The following is a 17,614-nucleotide window of genomic DNA, read 5'->3' on the forward strand; positions in this document are numbered from 1 at the left end:
CGGAAAGGGAGTATATTTCCACAGCGGTGTTTGTTCTTCTTAATTAAACTAAAAGCACGTATTTTTTATTTAGAAATGTTGCTTTATCCCAGCCTCAATCCAAATAAAAATTAATAAAAATCTTATTGATATAGTGTAATTATTTCCCGGGCAAGCGCAGAAAAATCCATTGTTCGCACTTTTCTTTGTTATTAATTGACACTATGTAACGAAACAAGTTGGTACGTGCAAATTGTTTGGTTATTTTTCCATGTTAATTCGACAACTTTTCCGAATCCAATTAGATCAGAGGATTGATTTCTTTGAATTTCAATCTGCTCTTCCATAGGAAATAATTGATAGCCGTCTAACACAATCGAGAAAAAATTCTCTCTATCTTCTACACGTTGTTCGTTTCCTCCAGTTACAAGCTTCCATTCGATGGAAAAAGGTACGGTCATTATTTTCCCTCCAACTTATTTATAGTTTCAGTATATCATTTTTTAAATGTAAAGCTAGCATGTGAACCATTTGGTGATGGTATAATCTGCAGTTGGGCATAGATCTCCTCTTTTAACTGCGGTACGTGTGAAATAATACCTAACATTCGATTAGACTGTTGTAATCCTTTCAAACATTCAATCGCTTGTGCTAATGAAAGGTCATCTAATGTTCCAAATCCTTCATCAATGAATAAGGTCTCCAATTGCACGCCTCCAGCATGTGCCTGAACTACATCAGCCATTCCCAATGCTAAACTAAGCGATGTTTTAAATCCTTCTCCACCAGATAATGTTTTAACAGATCGTTGTTGGCCAGTATATTGATCCAACACTTCCAAATCAAGACCACTTTGTGCACCTTTTTTCGCTACTTGATTACTTCTTAGCAATTGATAGCGATGTTCGGTTAGTTGATCTAAGCGAATATTTGCTTGTAACAAAATTTCATCTAAAAACGATGCTAGTACATATCTTTCAAATGACAATCGTAAATGATTCTGACCTTGTGCAAGACTTGCTAATGCAGAAATATCTACAAATGCGGATTCTTCTTCTTGTTTCTGGTCACGCAAATGGTTAACAGATGTGATCACTTCCGTTAGTTTAGTCATTTTTGTTTTTAATTGCTGTAATTCCATACGATGCTTTTCTAATTGCTCTTCTTCTACTTTTACATTTTCATTTAGTGCTTCTATATTTGGAGAATGTTTGCCTTGCAATTGATTCGTTAAGAAAGCAAGCTGTTCTTTTACTTTAGTTTCTGATTGATTAAAACGTTCAATTTCAGCAGATAACTTGTCCAATTGAGTCTCTGTTAACTTGGCTTTCTGATAATCCAATAGATCTTTAAAACCATTAGCTATCAAATGCTCTTGAAATGTCTTTAATGCTTTATCTTTTTTAACTTCTAATTCTTTTAAAAATGATTCATGAGAAGTTAGTGTTGTTTTGGCTTGATCTACTTTTGTTATTTGCTCATTCTTCTTCTGTTCAATCTTATCCCATTCATAAAACCATTGAGCCAACGCTTGTTCTTCTCTTAATAAGCTTTCTTCCCAGTTATCTACCGTAAATGCTTCTTCTGGTAGCTCTTCTTTTAATTGTTGAAGCTGTGATTCATACGTCCAGATTGTTTTATATTGATCTTGCACTTGTTTTTCTATTTTTTCGATGTCTTGATCTAATACACTAATGCTTTCTTGTAATTGTTTTCGTTCTTCTTTTAACTTGGAGATCTTGTTTAGTTGTTTACGTATTTGTTGTAATTCTTGATCGGATGTTTCCATTTTATCTTTCCATTTTGTGATTAGATCTTGAATCATTTGTTCATCTGCATCATTTATTGTGATTACAAGATCTTCGGCAAGATTATCTACAACTTGACGTTTTGCCTCTCCATCTGCTTTAGCTTGAACATATTTATTAGTAAATTTCTTCTGTTCCTCTTCAACTTTAGCAAGTGTTTCCTTCTGTTCTTCATAAACCTTTGAGGAATATGCCGGTTTATCCTGGGTTGCTATATTAGGGTGATGTTCTGAACCACACACGGGACAAGGATCACCGTTTACTAATTGTTCGGCAAGCATGACAGCATGGGCTTGTTTCTGGTTTTCTTCAATTTCCTTTAAATGTGCACGCAATTCAATTACCTGGTTTTCGTATTGCTTGTATTGTTCATTAATTTTCAAAAAATGCTGACGTAATTTCTTTAATTCAGCAAATTCATTTGAAAACTGAAGTGATTTTTGATGCATGTTTGCAGCATTTTCATTCGTTTGTTGGACTTCGTAATACTGTTTAGTCAGGTTACTTTCATCACCAGACATTTGCTCTATCTCATTTAATCGTTGTTGGTTATCTATTTTTGCTTGCTTCTTCGTTTGTAAGGATTGATCCTTTTGTGAGCGTTCTTTGTTAACAGTAGCTAACTTTTGTTTAATTGCTTGATAGTTTTGTAATTTAATTAACTTTTGTTTCTTTTCAGTAACCAGCTGTCGTTCTTTTTCTTTTTGTTCTAAGCTTTCACGATAGGCTTTTTCTTTTTCTATTATATGTTCTAGCTGTTGTTGTTCATTCAACACGCTGTTCTTTTGATTGTTAACTTTTTCTTTTTGAACAGCTGCTTCTTCTGCTCGTTCATTGTATTGGTTCTCTGCTAATTCAATCTGTTTGGCTTTCTTCGCCCACTTCACCTGTTCTTGCTTTTGTGCTATCGCGTCCTTTTGTTGTTCTAAATCATGTTGTTCCTGCATCAGCTCTTGTTGTTGTTTAAATTTGTTTGCCAATTCGACACCTTGCCAATATTCCTGTTGCTTGGCTTGAAGTCTAGCTTCTGTTTCTTTTTGTTGTGTCGTTAATGCCTCTTCTTTTTGTTTATTTAATGATAGCTGACTTTCTAGCTTATCAATAATTTGTTTGCTATCCACTTCATCTTCGAAACTGAGCCAATCGATTGTTTGTAATTCTTGGTCAATCTTCCATTCTAGTTGCTCGATTACTTTTTCTTTTTCTTTCGATTGGTTTTTTAATTCTTCGGTTATCTCTTGGTAAAAGTATGTCTGAAAGATCTTTTGTAAAATTTCTTCACGAGCCTTACTATTTTCAGCGATGAGCTTACGGAATTCTCCTTGTGGAATCATAATCATCTTTCTAAACTGATCATAATCCAGTCCTAGTAATGCCTCAACTGTCCCATCCACATCCTTCACCTTTGAATACATGAGCTGTTTTTCGTCATTGATCAATTGATATAGCTCAGCTTGGGTCGGATCTTCACGAAATCCTTCGCCTCTTTCTTTTTTACGAGGTTGTTTTGGCTTGCGGTGAACAAGATATTGTTTTCCTCTTAGCTCAAAAGTAAAGGATACATAAGTGATTTCATCAGACGTGGCAAATTGGCTTCGAAACGTGTCTTGATCACGGTCACTGCCGCTAGCTCTACCGTATAACGCAAAACAAATCGCATCAAATATAGAAGTTTTACCAGCTCCTGTTGGTCCGGTAACTAAAAATATTGTTTCATTGCCTAACGAACGAAAGTCAATTGTCTGCTTCTCTTTATATGGGCCAAATGCAGCTAATTCTAATGTCATTGCTCGCATCGTTATTTCCCTCTCTCTTTCCTAGTAAGTTGATCAATGATTTGATTAATATAAGCAGCTCTGCTTGGTGGTAAAGTTTCTCCCTTAAGCTCTTCATAGAAGGATGAAAATAATTGTTCGTGATTCATCTGTTGCCTTTCCTTCATCCGCTGCAAATCATCTAATTTTTTTGTCCCTTGCAAAACTGCTCGTTCTAGTCGCAACGTGTTCGGGAATTTTTTTCTCAATTTGCCAATAGGATCAATTAATTGCCCGTCGTCTAATAAACGAATATGTAAATAATCATCAGATGCTGGATACGTTTCTGAAGTTAAGATTTCTTGAAAATAACCTTCAATAATACGCATATCATATTTCGGGTCTAAAGGAATTCGTTTTATTTGCAACTCATCTTTTGTTAACTCCACCATCTGAACCGATTTTATATGCTTCTCTTCAGAAAAAGAATATTTTAAAATCGAACCACTATACTGAATATGATCAAAATTTACTTTCTGTCGTTGATGGAGATGCCCTAATGCTACGTAAGAAAAGTCCTTAAAGAGCTGACTATCAATATACGGACTGCCACCTATCATCGACAAACGTTCTTCTGATTCAGATTCCATCCCACCCGCTAAAAAGGCATGTCCTACGATAACATTGCGTTCTTTCATGTCAGCATGTTGCTTTATCTCCTCCACAATTTTCTCCATTGCTTGTTCATGGGAGTTAATTGTTTCATCTCCAAAATATGCCCGCGCATCAGCTGGCTCAATATAAGGAATAAGGTGAAAATGAACAGGTCCGTCTTCATCATGTAACGTAATCGTTTCAGCAGATTGGCTAATATTTGTCTGAATAATTAGCTGATTTTCTCTAAATAGACGATTACCAAATTGTAAACGATCTGGACTATCATGATTACCAGAAATAATTAGGATTGGGATTTGAAAATCTACGATGATTTCTGTCAATACATGATCAAGTAATTGCACCGCTTCTTTTGGTGGAATCGAACGGTCATAAATGTCACCTGCAATTATAAGGCAATCTGGCTTTTCATCCTTTATTATCTTTAACAGTTGGTCCAGAACATGGGCTTGATCATTGGTCATATGAACACCATGTACGATCTTTCCTAAATGCCAATCAGCTGTATGAAGTATTCGCATGTTTATCCTCCCTTATTTTAAAAAATATTTTTACCCATTATAATCAAACAAATAGTTGCGAAAAAAAGACTCCAGCTTGTACTAGAGTCTAAGTTGTATCGTTCCGGTATTGTTCCCATAGTTGATCAAAAACTTGTAATGCTTCAGTAAATGGAATATTCCATTCTAGGTAACTACTAATTTCATCATAAGATGTACTATGTTTAGGAAAATCATGATCACGAAACATCCATTCTGCAAGCTTACTTTCATTAGTGATATGTTTTGCACCACGATAACGCATCATATATTGATAAAAAGAATGCATTTACTCGCTCCCTGCTATCTATTTATTTACACGATCATATTGCAAGAAATAATATTCATGTGGATTGTTTTCATCTTGAATACCCTGCTCTTTATCCATCAATGTCCACTCTGTTTCGTCATAACTTGGAAAGAATGTGTCCCCTTCAAACGTTTCATTGATATATGTCATATACATTCGATCAGCATATGGCAATAATTGTTTGAAAATTTCCCCACCACCAATAACGAAATATTCTTTATCTGGGTGTGTTTTATTCCAATCTAATAAAGTCTCAATGGAATGGATGACTGTACAACCTTCTCGTTCATATGATTCATCTCTTGTTATGATCACATTTTCCCTTTTAGGTAAAGGTTTATTAAACGATTCAAACGTTTTTCTCCCCATAACGATAGTGTGATTCAATGTTTTCTTTTTAAAATGTTGCAAATCACGTGGTAAATTCCATGGCATCCATTGCTCATGACCAATCACTTGATTTTTATCCATTGCGAACATAAATGATATCACTTTTACTTCCCCCTTGTATTAAACAGCTACTGGTGCTTTGATTGCAGGATGAGACTTATAGTTATCAATTGAAATATCATCCATTTCAATATCAAAAATGGAAGTAAGTGAGTTACTAATCGTTAACGTAGGAAATTCGTAAATTTCGCGCTCTAATTGTGTCTTCACTTGTGTGATGTGATTTGAATAAATATGTGCATCTCCTAGTGTATGAACAAAATCTCCAACTTCAAGATTACATTCATGCGCAATTAAATGAGTAAGTAGCGCATAGCTAGCGATATTAAAAGGCACACCAAGGAAAACATCTCCACTACGTTGGTATAATTGACAAGAAAGTTTTCCATCTGCTACATAAAATTGAAACATCGTGTGGCAAGGTGGTAAAGCCATATTACTTGGAACATCTTCAGGATTCCATGCTGTAACAATATGTCTTCTAGAATCCGGATTTGTTTTGATCGATTCAACAACTTGTTTTAATTGATCAATCGTGTCCCCACGAGATGTTTGCCAATTACGCCATTGCTTACCATAAACAGAGCCAAGGTCACCATACTGCTCAGCAAATGCATCCTCTTCTATGATACGTTGTTTGAATTTCTCCATTTCTTGTTGATATTGTTCTTTAAATGCTTGATCCGTTTGAGATCGATTACCAAAATCAGTCATATCGGGTCCTTGATATTCATCGCTTTCTACCCATTTCTTAAAAGCCCATTCGTTCCAGATATTATTGTTGTTTTGTAGCAAGTAACGAATATTTGTATCTCCTTTAATAAACCAGATTAATTCGCTTGCGATTAGACGAAACGGGACACGCTTTGTTGTTAATAAAGGAAAACCTTCTTGTAATGAAAAGCGCATTTGTTGACCAAATACAGAATATGTACCAGTGTTTGTCCGATCTGATTTTATATTTCCATTCGTTAAAATATGTTCACATAATTCCAAATAACCTTTTTCACCTTGCATCTATATCCACCTCAGTTTTCATTTTCTAAAATTGCTTATTGTTCCATATTACAAAAATATTTCGTTTCATTCAATAGAACATCTTTCTTTTTAGTGCATCATACACTTAAATACAGACTGACATCGGAAGGAGGCATAAAATATGCTTGCATCATTACAAGCCCAACAGATCATCAAGCATTCAATGGCTTATGGCTATATCCTTAGTCAACCATTCTCATTTTACATTGATGCCTATCCATCTTTGCAAAATGAAATTTTTCAACAGACTGAGCAGGAATTATCCTATGGACAACACAATGAGGCTATACGCGTGTTGCAACAAAAATTAAACGTTTTGTCCTATTACGATAAAGAAATAAATGGAGAGTTTGGGATCTTTACAGAATATGCATTGAAAAGATATCAGGCAGAACATCAATTAACTATTACTGGTGAAGCAAACAATGAAACGATAGCTTCCATTATTCGATCCGAACGCGAAAAATATATAGCACCGTTAAAAAAGATTGATCGGACGTTTACTATAGGCGAGACTGGAGATAACGTCAAAGTGATTCAAAAGGCATTATATTATTTCGGTTATTACAAGGATAAACTGGACGGTATTTTCGGCCCGAAAACAAATCAAGCCTTATACTATTTCCAAGTAGATAATGGATTAGAAGTAAAACAAGAAATCAATCCACAAGTAATTACTACTTTAATAGAAAACGATGAACAACCAGTACAAATCAATACAAAGAAAAAATCTACTAAATCAACAGTTAAGGTTGCAAAAGAAACTTCTAACCAAGCTGCACAACCATCTGGATTAATACAAACAGCAAAGCAATACGTTGGTGTACCATATGTATGGGGAGGAACATCTCCCTCTGGCTTTGATTGTAGCGGGTTCATTAATTATGTATTTAAACAAATGAATGTTACCATCCCTCGAACTGTATCCGACATTTGGAACATGGCACAACCAACAAATAACCTATCCATTGGTGATTTTGTTTTTTATGAAACATATAAAAAAGGACCATCTCATATGGGTATATATTTAGGCAACAGACAATTTATCCATGCAGGAGCATCTAGAGGTGTTCAAATATCATCCATCGACAACAACTACTGGAAACAAAGATACTTAGGTTCAAGACGAATTAGCGTTGAATAAAATATTATGAGCTCCTCATGCAATGGCTTGAGGAGTTCTTTACGTTTAATTAAGATGCCGCTTAATGATTACTCATCTTTTTTTAAAAAATCCCACTCTTGAAAAAATTGATTCAGAAAGCCTTCCATATACAAATGTCTCTCCTTAGCTATTTGTTTAGCTGTGTTTGTGTGAAGCTGGTCTTTTAATCGCAACAATTTGTCATAAAAATGTTGTATCGTACTTTGATTTTTTTGTTCAGAAGATTCGCTATAGATAGTATTTTCTCTGTTTCCCCCAAAGCTAAATGCCCGCGCAATGCCAATTGCACCAATTGCATCTAGTCGATCAGCGTCTTGAACAACTTGTCCTATAACCGAGTTAGGCTGCTTGCCCTTTCGAAAGGAAACTGTCTCTATTGCCGACATAATTACAGTGATTTGCTCCTCAGTTAAATACAAACTTTCTAAAAATGATCGTAATTCTACTTCAGCTTGTTTTGGGTCATCTGTCAGTTTAGAATCTGCCACATCGTGTAACCAACCTGCAATTTCAGCTAAGAAAGGATCTGCATCTTCTTTCTTTGCTATATAGTGAGACATTTTAGCGACACGTTCCATATGTGCATAGTCATGTCCGGTTGAATCATGTTGAAATCGTTGATAAACAAATGCTTTTGTCTGTTGGATGACATCTTTTTTCAATGAACATCACTCCATTTCTAAAAAGTAAGCTGCCTTATGATTCATTCAAATAAATCTAGCTGCTTTGGATTGAGATTGTCGTAAGAAATGCCTAAAAGTTCAATCAACTGTTTAGCGTTATCTGCAGCATCTCCACCTGAATTATTATTAAAAACAATACTGACATGCTCTACCTTCTTATGTAACAGTTGAATATGGTTGCGCCATTCTATCAATTCTTTTTCGTTATAGCGATACAGAAATCGTACTTTTCTCCATTCTTCCCCACGACCATTCCTATTCCAACCGTGCAAATTTCGTCCGTGCATTCTAATAAAGGCATGTGATTTGTTTGTTGTTTCTAACACAGTAGGTATTGATGTCTCTCCCGCTTGTGGCTCATCACAAATAGTATTGATCCAGTCATGTTCGTTTAATAATGCAATCGTTTGCTGTTTGTTTTTCGGATAAAACCATGATTGATGACGAAATTCTATTCCAATCGGAAGGTTAGGCAGTAATTGTTTGATCTTCCGTAATTTTTTTATATGAGCTTCGCGTACATCAAACCAAGGTGGAAACTGAAATAACACATAAAACAGTTTATCATGTCGAATAACAGGCTCGATAGAATGTAAAAAAGATTCAAACAGTTCTTTTGCTTGCATGTTTGTAATCGTTTTACGATCATGACCTGTCATCGTTTGGTGTGCTTTAATAATGAATTTAAAACCATCAGCTGTTTCACGACACCACTTCTCATATCGTTCTGTAGGTTGGATCGCGTAAAAGGATGTATCAACTTCAACAATTGGAAAATGTGCACTATAAGTAGCTAATTTTTCACTAGACTTTATTTGATGATGGTATAGAGAATGATGATCTCCCCACCCGGTTAATCCTATAAAAATAGACAATTGCCATCCACTCCAAAGATATTTTTCTTCATTATTTTAACATAACTAGTTATTTGCGCAGCACATAAATGCTTGACTGCATTTTTTAATTAAGCTATATTGTACCCGTATTAAAAAAGGAGTATAGATATTATGTTAGAAGTATATGTTGATGGCGCTACGATTGGCAATCCTGGTCCGAGCGGAGTTGGGGTTGTATTAAAGAAGAAAAATGTATTTATAGAACAAAGTTATCACATTGGTGCTTATACGAATCATGAAGCAGAATTAATTGCAGTAATTAAAGGACTACATCTATGTAAAGAGCTTTTTCCAGATGAAATTATTTCTATTCGTTCTGATTCTAAATTAACAGTAGATATGATTGAAAAAGCTTATACGAAAAATAAAACTTTCGCACCATTGCTAGAAGAAATCTTACAATTAATTTCTTCATTCCCTCACTGTTTCATTAAATGGATTCCCGATAGTCAAAACAAGCAGGCAGACCGGTTAGCAAGGCACGCTATTCAAGGAGATAAACGAAGTAACAGTTAAAGCAATGCTTTCTTCTTAAACAGAGATACAGCTTGCTTTTCACTTGTAATCTTATGTTCCATTAATAATTCTAATAAACTAATATAAAAACTTCGATCAAAATGAAATTGGATCTGTAGCGTATATTTCAAAGCTAGAATAATCATTTTGTCACTAGTTTCTGTATATCGTTTACCAAAGTAAATGAATTGAACCTCTTCATCCGTTAATTTGAAACCTTTTCCCCATAATATCTCTAAAAAATCCGCTAAGGAAGAAGTTTTTGGCATTTAAACACCTCTTTGAATTCTTTCAAGCATAGTTATTGCTAGTATAATATAGTTTTGATAATTATGCTAGAGAGGTCGCATTTTCAAAAATGGATTAATATATTTATTTGAATATTACTAAAATTTAAACATTTGGGACATATCTTTACTTTTCACAATACAAGAAGTAAACTACTTAATATTATATATACATAAAAGGGGAGACAACGAATGAAGCGATTATTGCTTGCATTAGGCTTAATTGTGGCGCTAGTTATTACTGGGTGCTCACAAGACGAAGAAAGTACTGAAGACACGAAAGACAACGCAAAGGATACAGAACAAACAGCAGATGCTAAAGAGACACAGGTAGCTCTACTGGATGTGCAACTTAACTTAACTAAAGCTGTTTCTTCATACCAACAAAAGATCAACACTTACCTCTCTACATCTCAAGATGAAGAAGCAACAGAAGAAGCGATTCAAACGGCTAAAGAAGAAGCGAAAACTGCAGCCACAGAAGCAAATGATTTGCTAAGCAACTATGAAATTGAAGTTGAATTACCTGAAGAAACGAAAGAACAATATCAGGCAGCAATCTCTACTCTAAATAGTTATTATGAGCAAGCAGCAACAGCTTTAGATGCAGAAGAAGTTGATTTTTCTGAAGCAACAGCAACTTGGGATAAATTCCAAGAGCAAATTGCTGAGATTTATGAAGCAGCAGATTTGATGGTTCCTGATATGGCAGGCGCATTAAGCTAATATAAGAGGCTGGGACATAACTAAATAAAGATAAGCAGATAACGGATAATAATACCTTGTTTAAGGATCATTATCCGTTTTTTTCGAGCAAATAAATTAGCTGTGGAAATATACGATACTCCTCGAAAATAAAAAGCAATTTTCTTCGTGCGATGTATCGCTGCCGAAGCGTTCCTTGTCCTGCAGGAACAGCGCGTGAATTGATGAAAAAACGGAAGTGAAAGACGACGACTCCTGCGGGAACAGCACGTGTCCGAAGATCCACTTGGTAAAGTGTTTTTCTTTACCAAGTTAGCTTCGGCCGTGCCCGCGGAAAGCGATCGTCTGTAACTGGAGTGAATGCGCACATTATACACATAACTTTATTATCATCCTTCATTATAATTAATACTTAAAAATATACAGTCTGGGGTCAGTTTTTCAGCAGCTTTGAACAGCGCTAGCTGAAGCCGTGCCTGCGGAAAGAGAGTATATTTCCACAGCGGTGTTTGTTCTTCTTAACTAAAATAAAAGCTAGCATTTTTTATTGTGAAGTGTTGTTTTGTCACTACCTCTTTTTTATGCATGAATATCTTTATTGAAATAACTACAGCTCATAAATATGTGTATACTTATCGGTTAAATAGTTTACTAAATACGATGCGTCTAGCGATTTCCCAGTAACATCTGTAATTAATTCTAATGGTTTTTTCATTTTTCCATGCTGATGAATATGTTTTGTTAACCACGCTTTAATCGGAGTGAAATCTCCAGTGGCAATCACTTCATTGATGTTGATATCTTTACTTAACTGATCATGTAATTGTGCAGCATACATATATCCTAATGCATAGGATGGAAAGTACCCAAAATCACCTGCAGACCAATGGATGTCCTGTAGCACACCTTCTTTATTTGACTTCGGACGAATACCTAAATATGCTTCCATCTTATCGTTCCACGCCTCAGGTAAATCTTTAACTTGCAGATCACCATCAATTAAAGCCTTTTCCAACTCATATCGAACCATAATATGTAAACAATAGGTTAACTCATCTGCTTCAATGCGAATATAGGAAGGTTTGACTTCATTAATTGCTTGATAAAAATCATTGAATTTAACATCATGCAATGAAGCTGGAGCAAATTCTTTAAATAGGTCAACATGTGTTTCCCAGAAAGCTTCACTTCTACCGATAAAATTTTCCCAGAACAATGATTGTGATTCATGAATCCCCATCGATGTCCCTGTTGCTAATGGTGTTTGAGTTAAATTAGATGAAATATTTTGTTCATACAATGCATGACCACCTTCATGAATTGTGCCAAAGACAGCCATTTGAAAATCCTCTTCATCGTAGCGTGTCGTTACACGAACATCATTTGAATTAATTCCGATTGCAAATGGGTGCACTGTTTCATCTAAACGTCCAGCATCAAAGTCATACCCCATTCGTTTCAAAATTTCTAAACTAAAGGATTCTTGGTCTTTTTTTGGAAAATGATGTGCTAATGCATTAGCGTCCGGACGTATAGTTGATGCGTTAATTTGCTTTACGAGACAAGTTAAATGTTCTCTCACTTGCCCAAACACTTGATCTAACTCTTTTGTGGTAATTCCAGGCTCATACAAATTTAATAATGCATCATATTTATTTGTTGTTGCTCCCCAATACGTTGCAAACTTTTTATTATATGCAACTAGTTCCTCTAGGTAAGGTTGCAGCAATTCAAAGTTATCTTCTTCTCTTGCTTGTTCCCATACAGATTCAGACTTAGATCGAATAGTGATAAATGCTTTGTATTCATCATCTGGAATTTTACTACTACGTAAATACTCCTCTTCACACTCTTCAACTGCACGTTGTATAATCGGATCGTCTGTTTTATTTTTCAAAGTATCAATATAGTTTTTCATTTCAGTAGAAGTCGTTAGTTGATGTAACTTTTGTGACAATAAACCGATCACTTCCGCACGTTGTTCCGCACCTTTTTTTGGTGCTTTAGTGCGTAAATCCCACTGCAAAAGCGCTAAAGCCTCATGATAACTTGCCTGCTCTTTAAGTAGGTCTTTAAATTGTTGTTCAATCTTTGTTAAAGTTGTCAATGAAACGCCCTCCTTCTATACACGCTTTCCAAAGTATTGATAATAATCTACTTTAATAAAACCATTGAATAGTTTACGTCTTTTTGTAGCTTTCTCCCCATACAGTGCTTCAAATTTCTCATTAGAAGTTAATATATATGAACTCCAAGAAGGATGGTTTTTCATTATCTTTCCGATTGCTTGATAAATTGCTTCTACTTCTTTTTTATCTCCTAATCGCTCGCCATACGGTGGATTACTAATTAAATAACCATTCGTTTCTCTTGGATAAAAGTCTGTTGCTTGCATTTGCTTCCATTCAATCAAATCTGCTAATCCTGCTTCCATTGCATTGTTTTTAGCTATTTCAATCATTTTAGGATCAAGATCAGAACCTGTAATAGATAGCGGCTGATCGTAATTAGCTAAACCTTCTGCCTCGTCAAAAGCTTCTGTCCATTTATCTTGACTAATCCAATCCCACTCTTCTGATGCGAAAGAACGATTGAAACCAGGAGCAATATTTTGACCGATTAATGCTGCTTCGATTAATATCGTACCCGATCCACAAAATAAATCGACTAATGGGTAGTCTGGCTTCCAATTTGTAAGCTGGACGAGTGCAGCAGCAAGGGTTTCTTTAAGTGGTGCCTCTCCTTGTGCAGTACGGTAACCACGTTTATGTAAGCCGGAACCTGATGTATCAATTGTTAAGGTAGCTTTATCTTTGAGCAAAGAAACTTCCACACGATATAATGCTCCAGACTCAGGCATTCGACTTGCGATGCCATACTTTTTCTTCAAACGTTCTACTATTGCTTTTTTCACAATTGCTTGACAATCAGATACACTAAATAACTTAGACTTAACCGATTTTCCGTTAACCGGAAAAACGCCATCTTCTGTAATGAACTGCTCCCACGGTAGTGCTTTTGTTTGTTCAAACAATTCATCAAAAGTAGTTGCATTAAATTCTCCAACAATTACTTTTACACGATCTGCCGTACGAAGCCATAAGTTACAACGAGGTATAGCTTGTACATCTTCTTCAAATATAACCTTTCCATTCTCCACTTGCACATCTGTATAGCCTAGTGCTTTTATTTCATTTGCTACAACTGATTCTAGCCCCATTGCCGCAGTTGCCAACAATGTTATTTTTTTGGTCATTTTTGCTAATCCTCTCTTATAAAAAATACACCCTTCTGATAACACAATGTTATTAGAAGGGTGTTGTTTTACTAATGTAATGGACCAATGAATGTTTAGTAAGCCATGTTCTGTTACTGTTGCACTACAAACGGTGGTCAGCCTTGTACGTAAGTTGTAATCATCTATCTACAAGCAAAAAGCCTGTCCTTGTTTCGGTTGAATTCCCTAATCCAAGATGCCCCTACCTAAATTTGGGTTGCTCACTCGTGGGGTTTACCGCGTTCCACTCAAATTGTTTCCAATTTGACTACGTCACTGTGGCACTTTCAAGAGCATTACACCATATCTGACGACGTAGGTGTGTACTCTGCCGTTAGTCAATGAGACTACCTTGATTTATGAATTCATCAAGCACGAACACTACAAACATCTCAGTTTGTGTGAGCATGGACTTTCCTCTACATATGAAACCATATGTAGCGATTACTCAAACATTCATTTCTCATTTATTTTGTTAATTAAATGATTGCTTTGTTATTGTATCACACTAACTAGACACTTAACAATGGCGATATTTAACAACAGAATAAACGATTAATCAGTATATTTTTTTCCAAACACAGCCTTCTCTAAATTAGATAAACGTTTTAGTATATCATAATTGACTTGATGATTCGAAGTTGTCGGTCGTGTTCTTGTTGTTTCTGATTGCTTCCTCAAACGATTATTCTCTTGTTCTAACTGTTCAATTTTGTTTATAAATCTTTCATAATCTTGAATAATAATGTCTAAATAAGCATCTACTTCTTCTTGATTGTAGCCTCGCATTGCTGTTTTGAAATTTTTGTCAAGAATCTCTTTTGCGCTTAATTGGCTTAATTCTTCATTCATTACTTTCACCTCAAGTTTCACATACTTGTACTTATTTTTTCAAACTTATGAGGAATTGTCAATCATTGATAGAATTATTTCTTTCCTCTTCTAATATTTCTTGCATCGTATCGTCTAAATCAAATGGTGTAATATAATATATTGGATAATTACTGGAATTATGCTTTATTGTTGCTTCTTCGAGAAAGTATTGGTTGGAACCATGAAATTCTTCATCAATTAACAATAAACATGCGTCACTCTTATTGACTATAAATTTATTTTTTGCCTGAAACTGATAAACACCTTGATAGGTTGATTCATACAATAATTGAACAAAATCAGCCTCCATTAATATGCTTTGGTATTGAGCTTGTAGAGCTTCAGGCCATCTACTCTCTTGTTCTTGGAAAGGTGGAATAATAGCTAACTTTATCGGATAATCTTTTTTTAATTCTAAGACCACCTCACACGTCCATAGCTCGACACCGATTTGTCCAGATACTAATATCCATTCAATGCCATCATCAATCAAATGAAGAAGTTTTTTCTTTATTGTCGCTTTTATAAATTGAATTCTTTGGTCATTGATTGAACTAATATTCATTTCATGTGGTTTATATCCTGTTACTGCTAATACTTTCATACCTGCCATCCTTTATATGTAAAAAAAGCTGGAGTGAACCAGCTTTTTACACGACTAATTTATTAAGTGTGCTTAACGGAAAAAAGGTGCTTGCTGATTTGGGACTTGGGATGAACCCCCATATACATTCACCGTATCCACTGTATTTTGATACGATGTTGTATGTGGGTAGAAATGCGTGTTTTTCACAAGATGATGATTGACCACATTGGTATGTGATGGATGGATATAATTTACGTTAGATTGACTACATGTGTGCATTTCATTACATTTCGTTGGACAAATAACTGTATTTGTAGGTCCTTGCTTACAACAATGACGACGAGGCCGCATCGTACATTCTCCTTTCTTTATCAACATTTTGGTTTGCTACACTATAACCTATGTTTAGAAAGAATAAGTTGCTTTGGCATTCGTCCCATATATATAATATTTTAATCATTTTTATTTTGTTTCATCTAATATAATATCCAATACATACAAAACAGAATTATATAAGTTCATATAGCGTTCTTCTTTTACATCAATATAATAGCTATGTAAAAGTATCAGTTCTACATTTTCTCTCGTAGAAACAACTTGCTGTGGGTGTATACTTAATTCACGCCGCTTAACCGCTTCAGCAGCCTCAGTCTCCCATTGCTCAACTAATTGAAACACAGGGTTAGTTTCTTCTTTTACATAAGAAAAAAAAGTAGTGTCTCTTAAATTCTTAGGTTTGTCCTGCTCATAGAAGTTATTTTTTAATCGTTTTAATGTTTCTTTTAATTCTAGAGTTATGTCTTGTACTGTCATGATTCATACCTCCTGCACTACTAACTGTATCATGTTTTTTGAGGGAATGGCATCACTTTTATTCTTTTTTTTGTGTTATTATTAGCTTTTGCATGAATAATATGATGAGAATCTGTTTCTGGCGATCGACTAATCTCTTTTTTTATTTGTACAATGTCGCTTTGTAATTGTTCTAAATCGTTTCGTTGATTCAATAACATTGTTAATACGATATCATCTGCTTTTGTTTCGATTTTTTGTTCAATTGTATAAAGCTTTCTATATAATTGGTTGATTTTTGCATTCATTTGATCCATAGATATTGATTGATTGTTAGTCATAAAAATCACTCCTTAATTAAGTATTACCTGTTTATTCTGTAATAATGGTTAAATCCCTTCACGTCTGACAAAACTAGAAGTAATCCAACAATAAAAGTGGAAATGGACAATTTTCTTACAAACACACCTAAAATAAAAATGATTTGCGAATAGTGTTGTACTGACTAATTATAAGAGCTTTATTTTTGTAATAATCCATTAATCATCGTATACTATGACATAAGTTTTCTATTAGTTTACTAATAGCATACCCATTGACTGTTATATCTTATAAAATAAACGATAGAAGTTCTCAAGTTAACCCGTTTTTTGATATGATAGTATCAAGTGGGAGGTAAAACAATGAATTACCCTAATGGAAAAAAAGCACTTGCACCTGTGCAACGCCGTAAAGGCAAACCGACAACTACATTTAGTAATAGAGGGATGACACTAGAAGAGGATATAAACAATACAAATATTTATTACCGAACTGCAAATTTAGCGATTATACACAAAAAACCTACACCTATACAAATTGTGAATGTAAATTACCCTAAACGAAGTGCTGCTGTAATTACTGAAGGTTATTTTAAACAAGCATCTACAACGGATTATAATGGTGTTTACCGTGGCTCTTATGTAGATTTCGAAGCGAAAGAAACGAAAAACAAAACTTCTTTTCCATTAAATAATGTTCACGAACATCAGATTGAACATATGCGTTCTATCATTGAACATAATGGAATTTGTTTTCTGTTAATTCGTTTTACTATGCACAACGAAACATATTTCCTTCCAGCGATGAAACTTTTCTCATATTGGGACAGTCAATTTAATGGAGGAAAAAAATCTATCCCCTATCAGGAGATAAAAAAAATTAGTGTAGAGGTTCCAATGAATTATCCTGCACAAGTAGATTACTTAAAAGTAATTGATCAGTTATATTTTTAGAACGGAG

The 17,614-nt window shown here is 34.8% G+C and carries 20 protein-coding genes and 1 other RNA gene; 4 read left to right on the forward strand and 17 right to left on the reverse strand.

Translation table 11 applies throughout. From position 1 onward, the window contains the following. Positions 1-191: 191 nt before the first annotated feature. From HP569_RS01800 to HP569_RS01825, 6 genes are all read right to left on the reverse strand, one after another. A complete protein-coding gene (locus HP569_RS01800; protein WP_182199363.1) occupies positions 192-440 on the reverse strand; it encodes a DUF2584 family protein in 249 nt (82 codons plus the stop codon). A 35-nt stretch (positions 441-475) separates the two neighbouring features. Beyond that, positions 476-3,583, reverse strand: coding sequence for an AAA family ATPase (locus HP569_RS01805; RefSeq protein WP_182199364.1), 3,108 nt, complete (start codon positions 3,581-3,583; stop codon positions 476-478). Positions 3,584-3,585: 2 nt separating this feature from the next. After that, positions 3,586-4,737 (reverse strand): exonuclease SbcCD subunit D, encoded by a 1,152-nt coding sequence (locus HP569_RS01810; RefSeq protein ID WP_182199365.1) that lies wholly within the window; start codon positions 4,735-4,737, stop codon positions 3,586-3,588. A gap of 88 nt (positions 4,738-4,825) precedes the next feature. Continuing rightward, the gene (locus HP569_RS01815) at positions 4,826-5,044 is read right to left on the reverse strand and encodes a YozE family protein (protein WP_182199366.1); all 219 of its coding nucleotides are present in this window, start codon (positions 5,042-5,044) and stop codon (positions 4,826-4,828) included. Between the two features lie 18 nt (positions 5,045-5,062). Continuing rightward, entirely contained in the window at positions 5,063-5,557 is a 495-nt protein-coding gene (locus tag HP569_RS01820; RefSeq protein WP_182199367.1) for a dihydrofolate reductase, read from the reverse strand. An 18-nt stretch (positions 5,558-5,575) separates the two neighbouring features. Further along, positions 5,576-6,532: a thymidylate synthase gene (locus HP569_RS01825; protein ID WP_182199368.1), complete on the reverse strand. Its 957-nt coding sequence runs from the start codon at positions 6,530-6,532 to the stop codon at positions 5,576-5,578. 142 nt (positions 6,533-6,674) lie between these two features. Here HP569_RS01825 and HP569_RS01830 point away from each other — a divergent pair, with 142 nt between their 5' ends. After that, positions 6,675-7,697 (forward strand): C40 family peptidase, encoded by a 1,023-nt coding sequence (locus HP569_RS01830; RefSeq protein ID WP_182199369.1) that lies wholly within the window; start codon positions 6,675-6,677, stop codon positions 7,695-7,697. A gap of 68 nt (positions 7,698-7,765) precedes the next feature. Here HP569_RS01830 and HP569_RS01835 read toward each other — a convergent pair whose 3' ends face one another. Together HP569_RS01835 and HP569_RS01840 are read right to left on the reverse strand one after the other, a co-directional pair. After that, entirely contained in the window at positions 7,766-8,380 is a 615-nt protein-coding gene (locus HP569_RS01835; protein ID WP_246366866.1) for an HD domain-containing protein, read from the reverse strand. A gap of 41 nt (positions 8,381-8,421) precedes the next feature. After that, positions 8,422-9,276: a DUF72 domain-containing protein gene (locus HP569_RS01840; protein WP_182199370.1), complete on the reverse strand. Its 855-nt coding sequence runs from the start codon at positions 9,274-9,276 to the stop codon at positions 8,422-8,424. A 132-nt stretch (positions 9,277-9,408) separates the two neighbouring features. Between HP569_RS01840 and HP569_RS01845 the strand changes: the two genes are divergently transcribed. Then, positions 9,409-9,813: a ribonuclease HI family protein gene (locus HP569_RS01845; RefSeq protein ID WP_182199371.1), complete on the forward strand. Its 405-nt coding sequence runs from the start codon at positions 9,409-9,411 to the stop codon at positions 9,811-9,813. On the opposite strand, the gene HP569_RS01850 is transcribed toward HP569_RS01845, so the two are convergent. Further along, positions 9,810-10,082 (reverse strand): DUF6123 family protein, encoded by a 273-nt coding sequence (locus tag HP569_RS01850; protein WP_182199372.1) that lies wholly within the window; start codon positions 10,080-10,082, stop codon positions 9,810-9,812. The genes HP569_RS01845 and HP569_RS01850 overlap by 4 nt on opposite strands. A gap of 210 nt (positions 10,083-10,292) precedes the next feature. Between HP569_RS01850 and HP569_RS01855 the strand changes: the two genes are divergently transcribed. Further along, positions 10,293-10,826, forward strand: a complete 534-nt coding sequence (locus tag HP569_RS01855) for a hypothetical protein (protein ID WP_182199373.1) — start codon at positions 10,293-10,295, stop codon at positions 10,824-10,826. Positions 10,827-11,412: 586 nt separating this feature from the next. Here the strand turns inward: HP569_RS01855 and HP569_RS01860 are convergent. The 8 genes from HP569_RS01860 to HP569_RS01895 all read right to left on the reverse strand — a co-directional run bounded on the left by HP569_RS01860 (position 11,413) and on the right by HP569_RS01895 (position 16,674). Continuing rightward, positions 11,413-12,912: a carboxypeptidase M32 gene (locus HP569_RS01860; protein WP_182199374.1), complete on the reverse strand. Its 1,500-nt coding sequence runs from the start codon at positions 12,910-12,912 to the stop codon at positions 11,413-11,415. Positions 12,913-12,927: 15 nt separating this feature from the next. Then, positions 12,928-14,061 (reverse strand): THUMP domain-containing class I SAM-dependent RNA methyltransferase, encoded by a 1,134-nt coding sequence (locus HP569_RS01865; RefSeq protein WP_182199375.1) that lies wholly within the window; start codon positions 14,059-14,061, stop codon positions 12,928-12,930. A gap of 94 nt (positions 14,062-14,155) precedes the next feature. Beyond that, an RNA gene (gene rnpB / locus HP569_RS01870) (RNase P RNA component class B) lies at positions 14,156-14,538 on the reverse strand. Between the two features lie 99 nt (positions 14,539-14,637). After that, a complete protein-coding gene (gpsB, locus tag HP569_RS01875) occupies positions 14,638-14,934 on the reverse strand; it encodes a cell division regulator GpsB (RefSeq protein ID WP_182199376.1) in 297 nt (98 codons plus the stop codon). 58 nt (positions 14,935-14,992) lie between these two features. Further along, the gene (locus HP569_RS01880; protein ID WP_182199377.1) at positions 14,993-15,559 is read right to left on the reverse strand and encodes an SLOG family protein; all 567 of its coding nucleotides are present in this window, start codon (positions 15,557-15,559) and stop codon (positions 14,993-14,995) included. A gap of 72 nt (positions 15,560-15,631) precedes the next feature. Then, entirely contained in the window at positions 15,632-15,892 is a 261-nt protein-coding gene (locus tag HP569_RS01885) for a CotD family spore coat protein (RefSeq protein ID WP_182199378.1), read from the reverse strand. A 111-nt stretch (positions 15,893-16,003) separates the two neighbouring features. Next, complete coding sequence (locus HP569_RS01890; protein WP_182199379.1) at positions 16,004-16,354, reverse strand: DUF1798 family protein; 351 nt, start codon at positions 16,352-16,354, stop codon at positions 16,004-16,006. Between the two features lie 29 nt (positions 16,355-16,383). After that, positions 16,384-16,674, reverse strand: a complete 291-nt coding sequence (locus tag HP569_RS01895; protein WP_182199380.1) for a hypothetical protein — start codon at positions 16,672-16,674, stop codon at positions 16,384-16,386. Between the two features lie 342 nt (positions 16,675-17,016). On the opposite strand from HP569_RS01895, the gene recU reads away from it, so the two are divergent. Then, positions 17,017-17,607, forward strand: a complete 591-nt coding sequence (gene recU, locus HP569_RS01900) for a Holliday junction resolvase RecU (protein ID WP_182199381.1) — start codon at positions 17,017-17,019, stop codon at positions 17,605-17,607. The last annotated feature ends 7 nt before the right edge of the window (positions 17,608-17,614 follow it).

The sequence above is a fragment of the Paraliobacillus salinarum genome, from assembly GCF_014083865.1.
Taxonomy (GTDB): Bacteria; Bacillota; Bacilli; order Bacillales; family Amphibacillaceae; genus Paraliobacillus; species Paraliobacillus salinarum.

Bases quoted from the DNA above. Each gene is read 5' to 3' on its own strand.
- HP569_RS01805 (WP_182199364.1), bottom strand. From the start codon at position 3,583: ATGCGAGCAATGACATTAGAATTAGCTGCATTTGGCCCATATAAAGAG.
- HP569_RS01815 (WP_182199366.1), bottom strand. From the start codon at position 5,044: ATGCATTCTTTTTATCAATATATGATGCGTTATCGTGGTGCAAAACAT.
- HP569_RS01895 (WP_182199380.1), bottom strand. From the start codon at position 16,674: ATGACTAACAATCAATCAATATCTATGGATCAAATGAATGCAAAAATC.
- HP569_RS01890 (WP_182199379.1), bottom strand. From the start codon at position 16,354: ATGACAGTACAAGACATAACTCTAGAATTAAAAGAAACATTAAAACGA.
- HP569_RS01845 (WP_182199371.1), top strand. From the start codon at position 9,409: ATGTTAGAAGTATATGTTGATGGCGCTACGATTGGCAATCCTGGTCCG.
- gpsB (WP_182199376.1), bottom strand. From the start codon at position 14,934: ATGAATGAAGAATTAAGCCAATTAAGCGCAAAAGAGATTCTTGACAAA.
- HP569_RS01865 (WP_182199375.1), bottom strand. From the start codon at position 14,061: ATGACCAAAAAAATAACATTGTTGGCAACTGCGGCAATGGGGCTAGAA.
- HP569_RS01880 (WP_182199377.1), bottom strand. From the start codon at position 15,559: ATGAAAGTATTAGCAGTAACAGGATATAAACCACATGAAATGAATATT.
- HP569_RS01885 (WP_182199378.1), bottom strand. From the start codon at position 15,892: ATGCGGCCTCGTCGTCATTGTTGTAAGCAAGGACCTACAAATACAGTT.
- HP569_RS01850 (WP_182199372.1), bottom strand. From the start codon at position 10,082: ATGCCAAAAACTTCTTCCTTAGCGGATTTTTTAGAGATATTATGGGGA.
- HP569_RS01825 (WP_182199368.1), bottom strand. From the start codon at position 6,532: ATGCAAGGTGAAAAAGGTTATTTGGAATTATGTGAACATATTTTAACG.
- recU (WP_182199381.1), top strand. From the start codon at position 17,017: ATGAATTACCCTAATGGAAAAAAAGCACTTGCACCTGTGCAACGCCGT.
- HP569_RS01810 (WP_182199365.1), bottom strand. From the start codon at position 4,737: ATGCGAATACTTCATACAGCTGATTGGCATTTAGGAAAGATCGTACAT.
- HP569_RS01800 (WP_182199363.1), bottom strand. From the start codon at position 440: ATGACCGTACCTTTTTCCATCGAATGGAAGCTTGTAACTGGAGGAAAC.
- HP569_RS01830 (WP_182199369.1), top strand. From the start codon at position 6,675: ATGCTTGCATCATTACAAGCCCAACAGATCATCAAGCATTCAATGGCT.
- HP569_RS01855 (WP_182199373.1), top strand. From the start codon at position 10,293: ATGAAGCGATTATTGCTTGCATTAGGCTTAATTGTGGCGCTAGTTATT.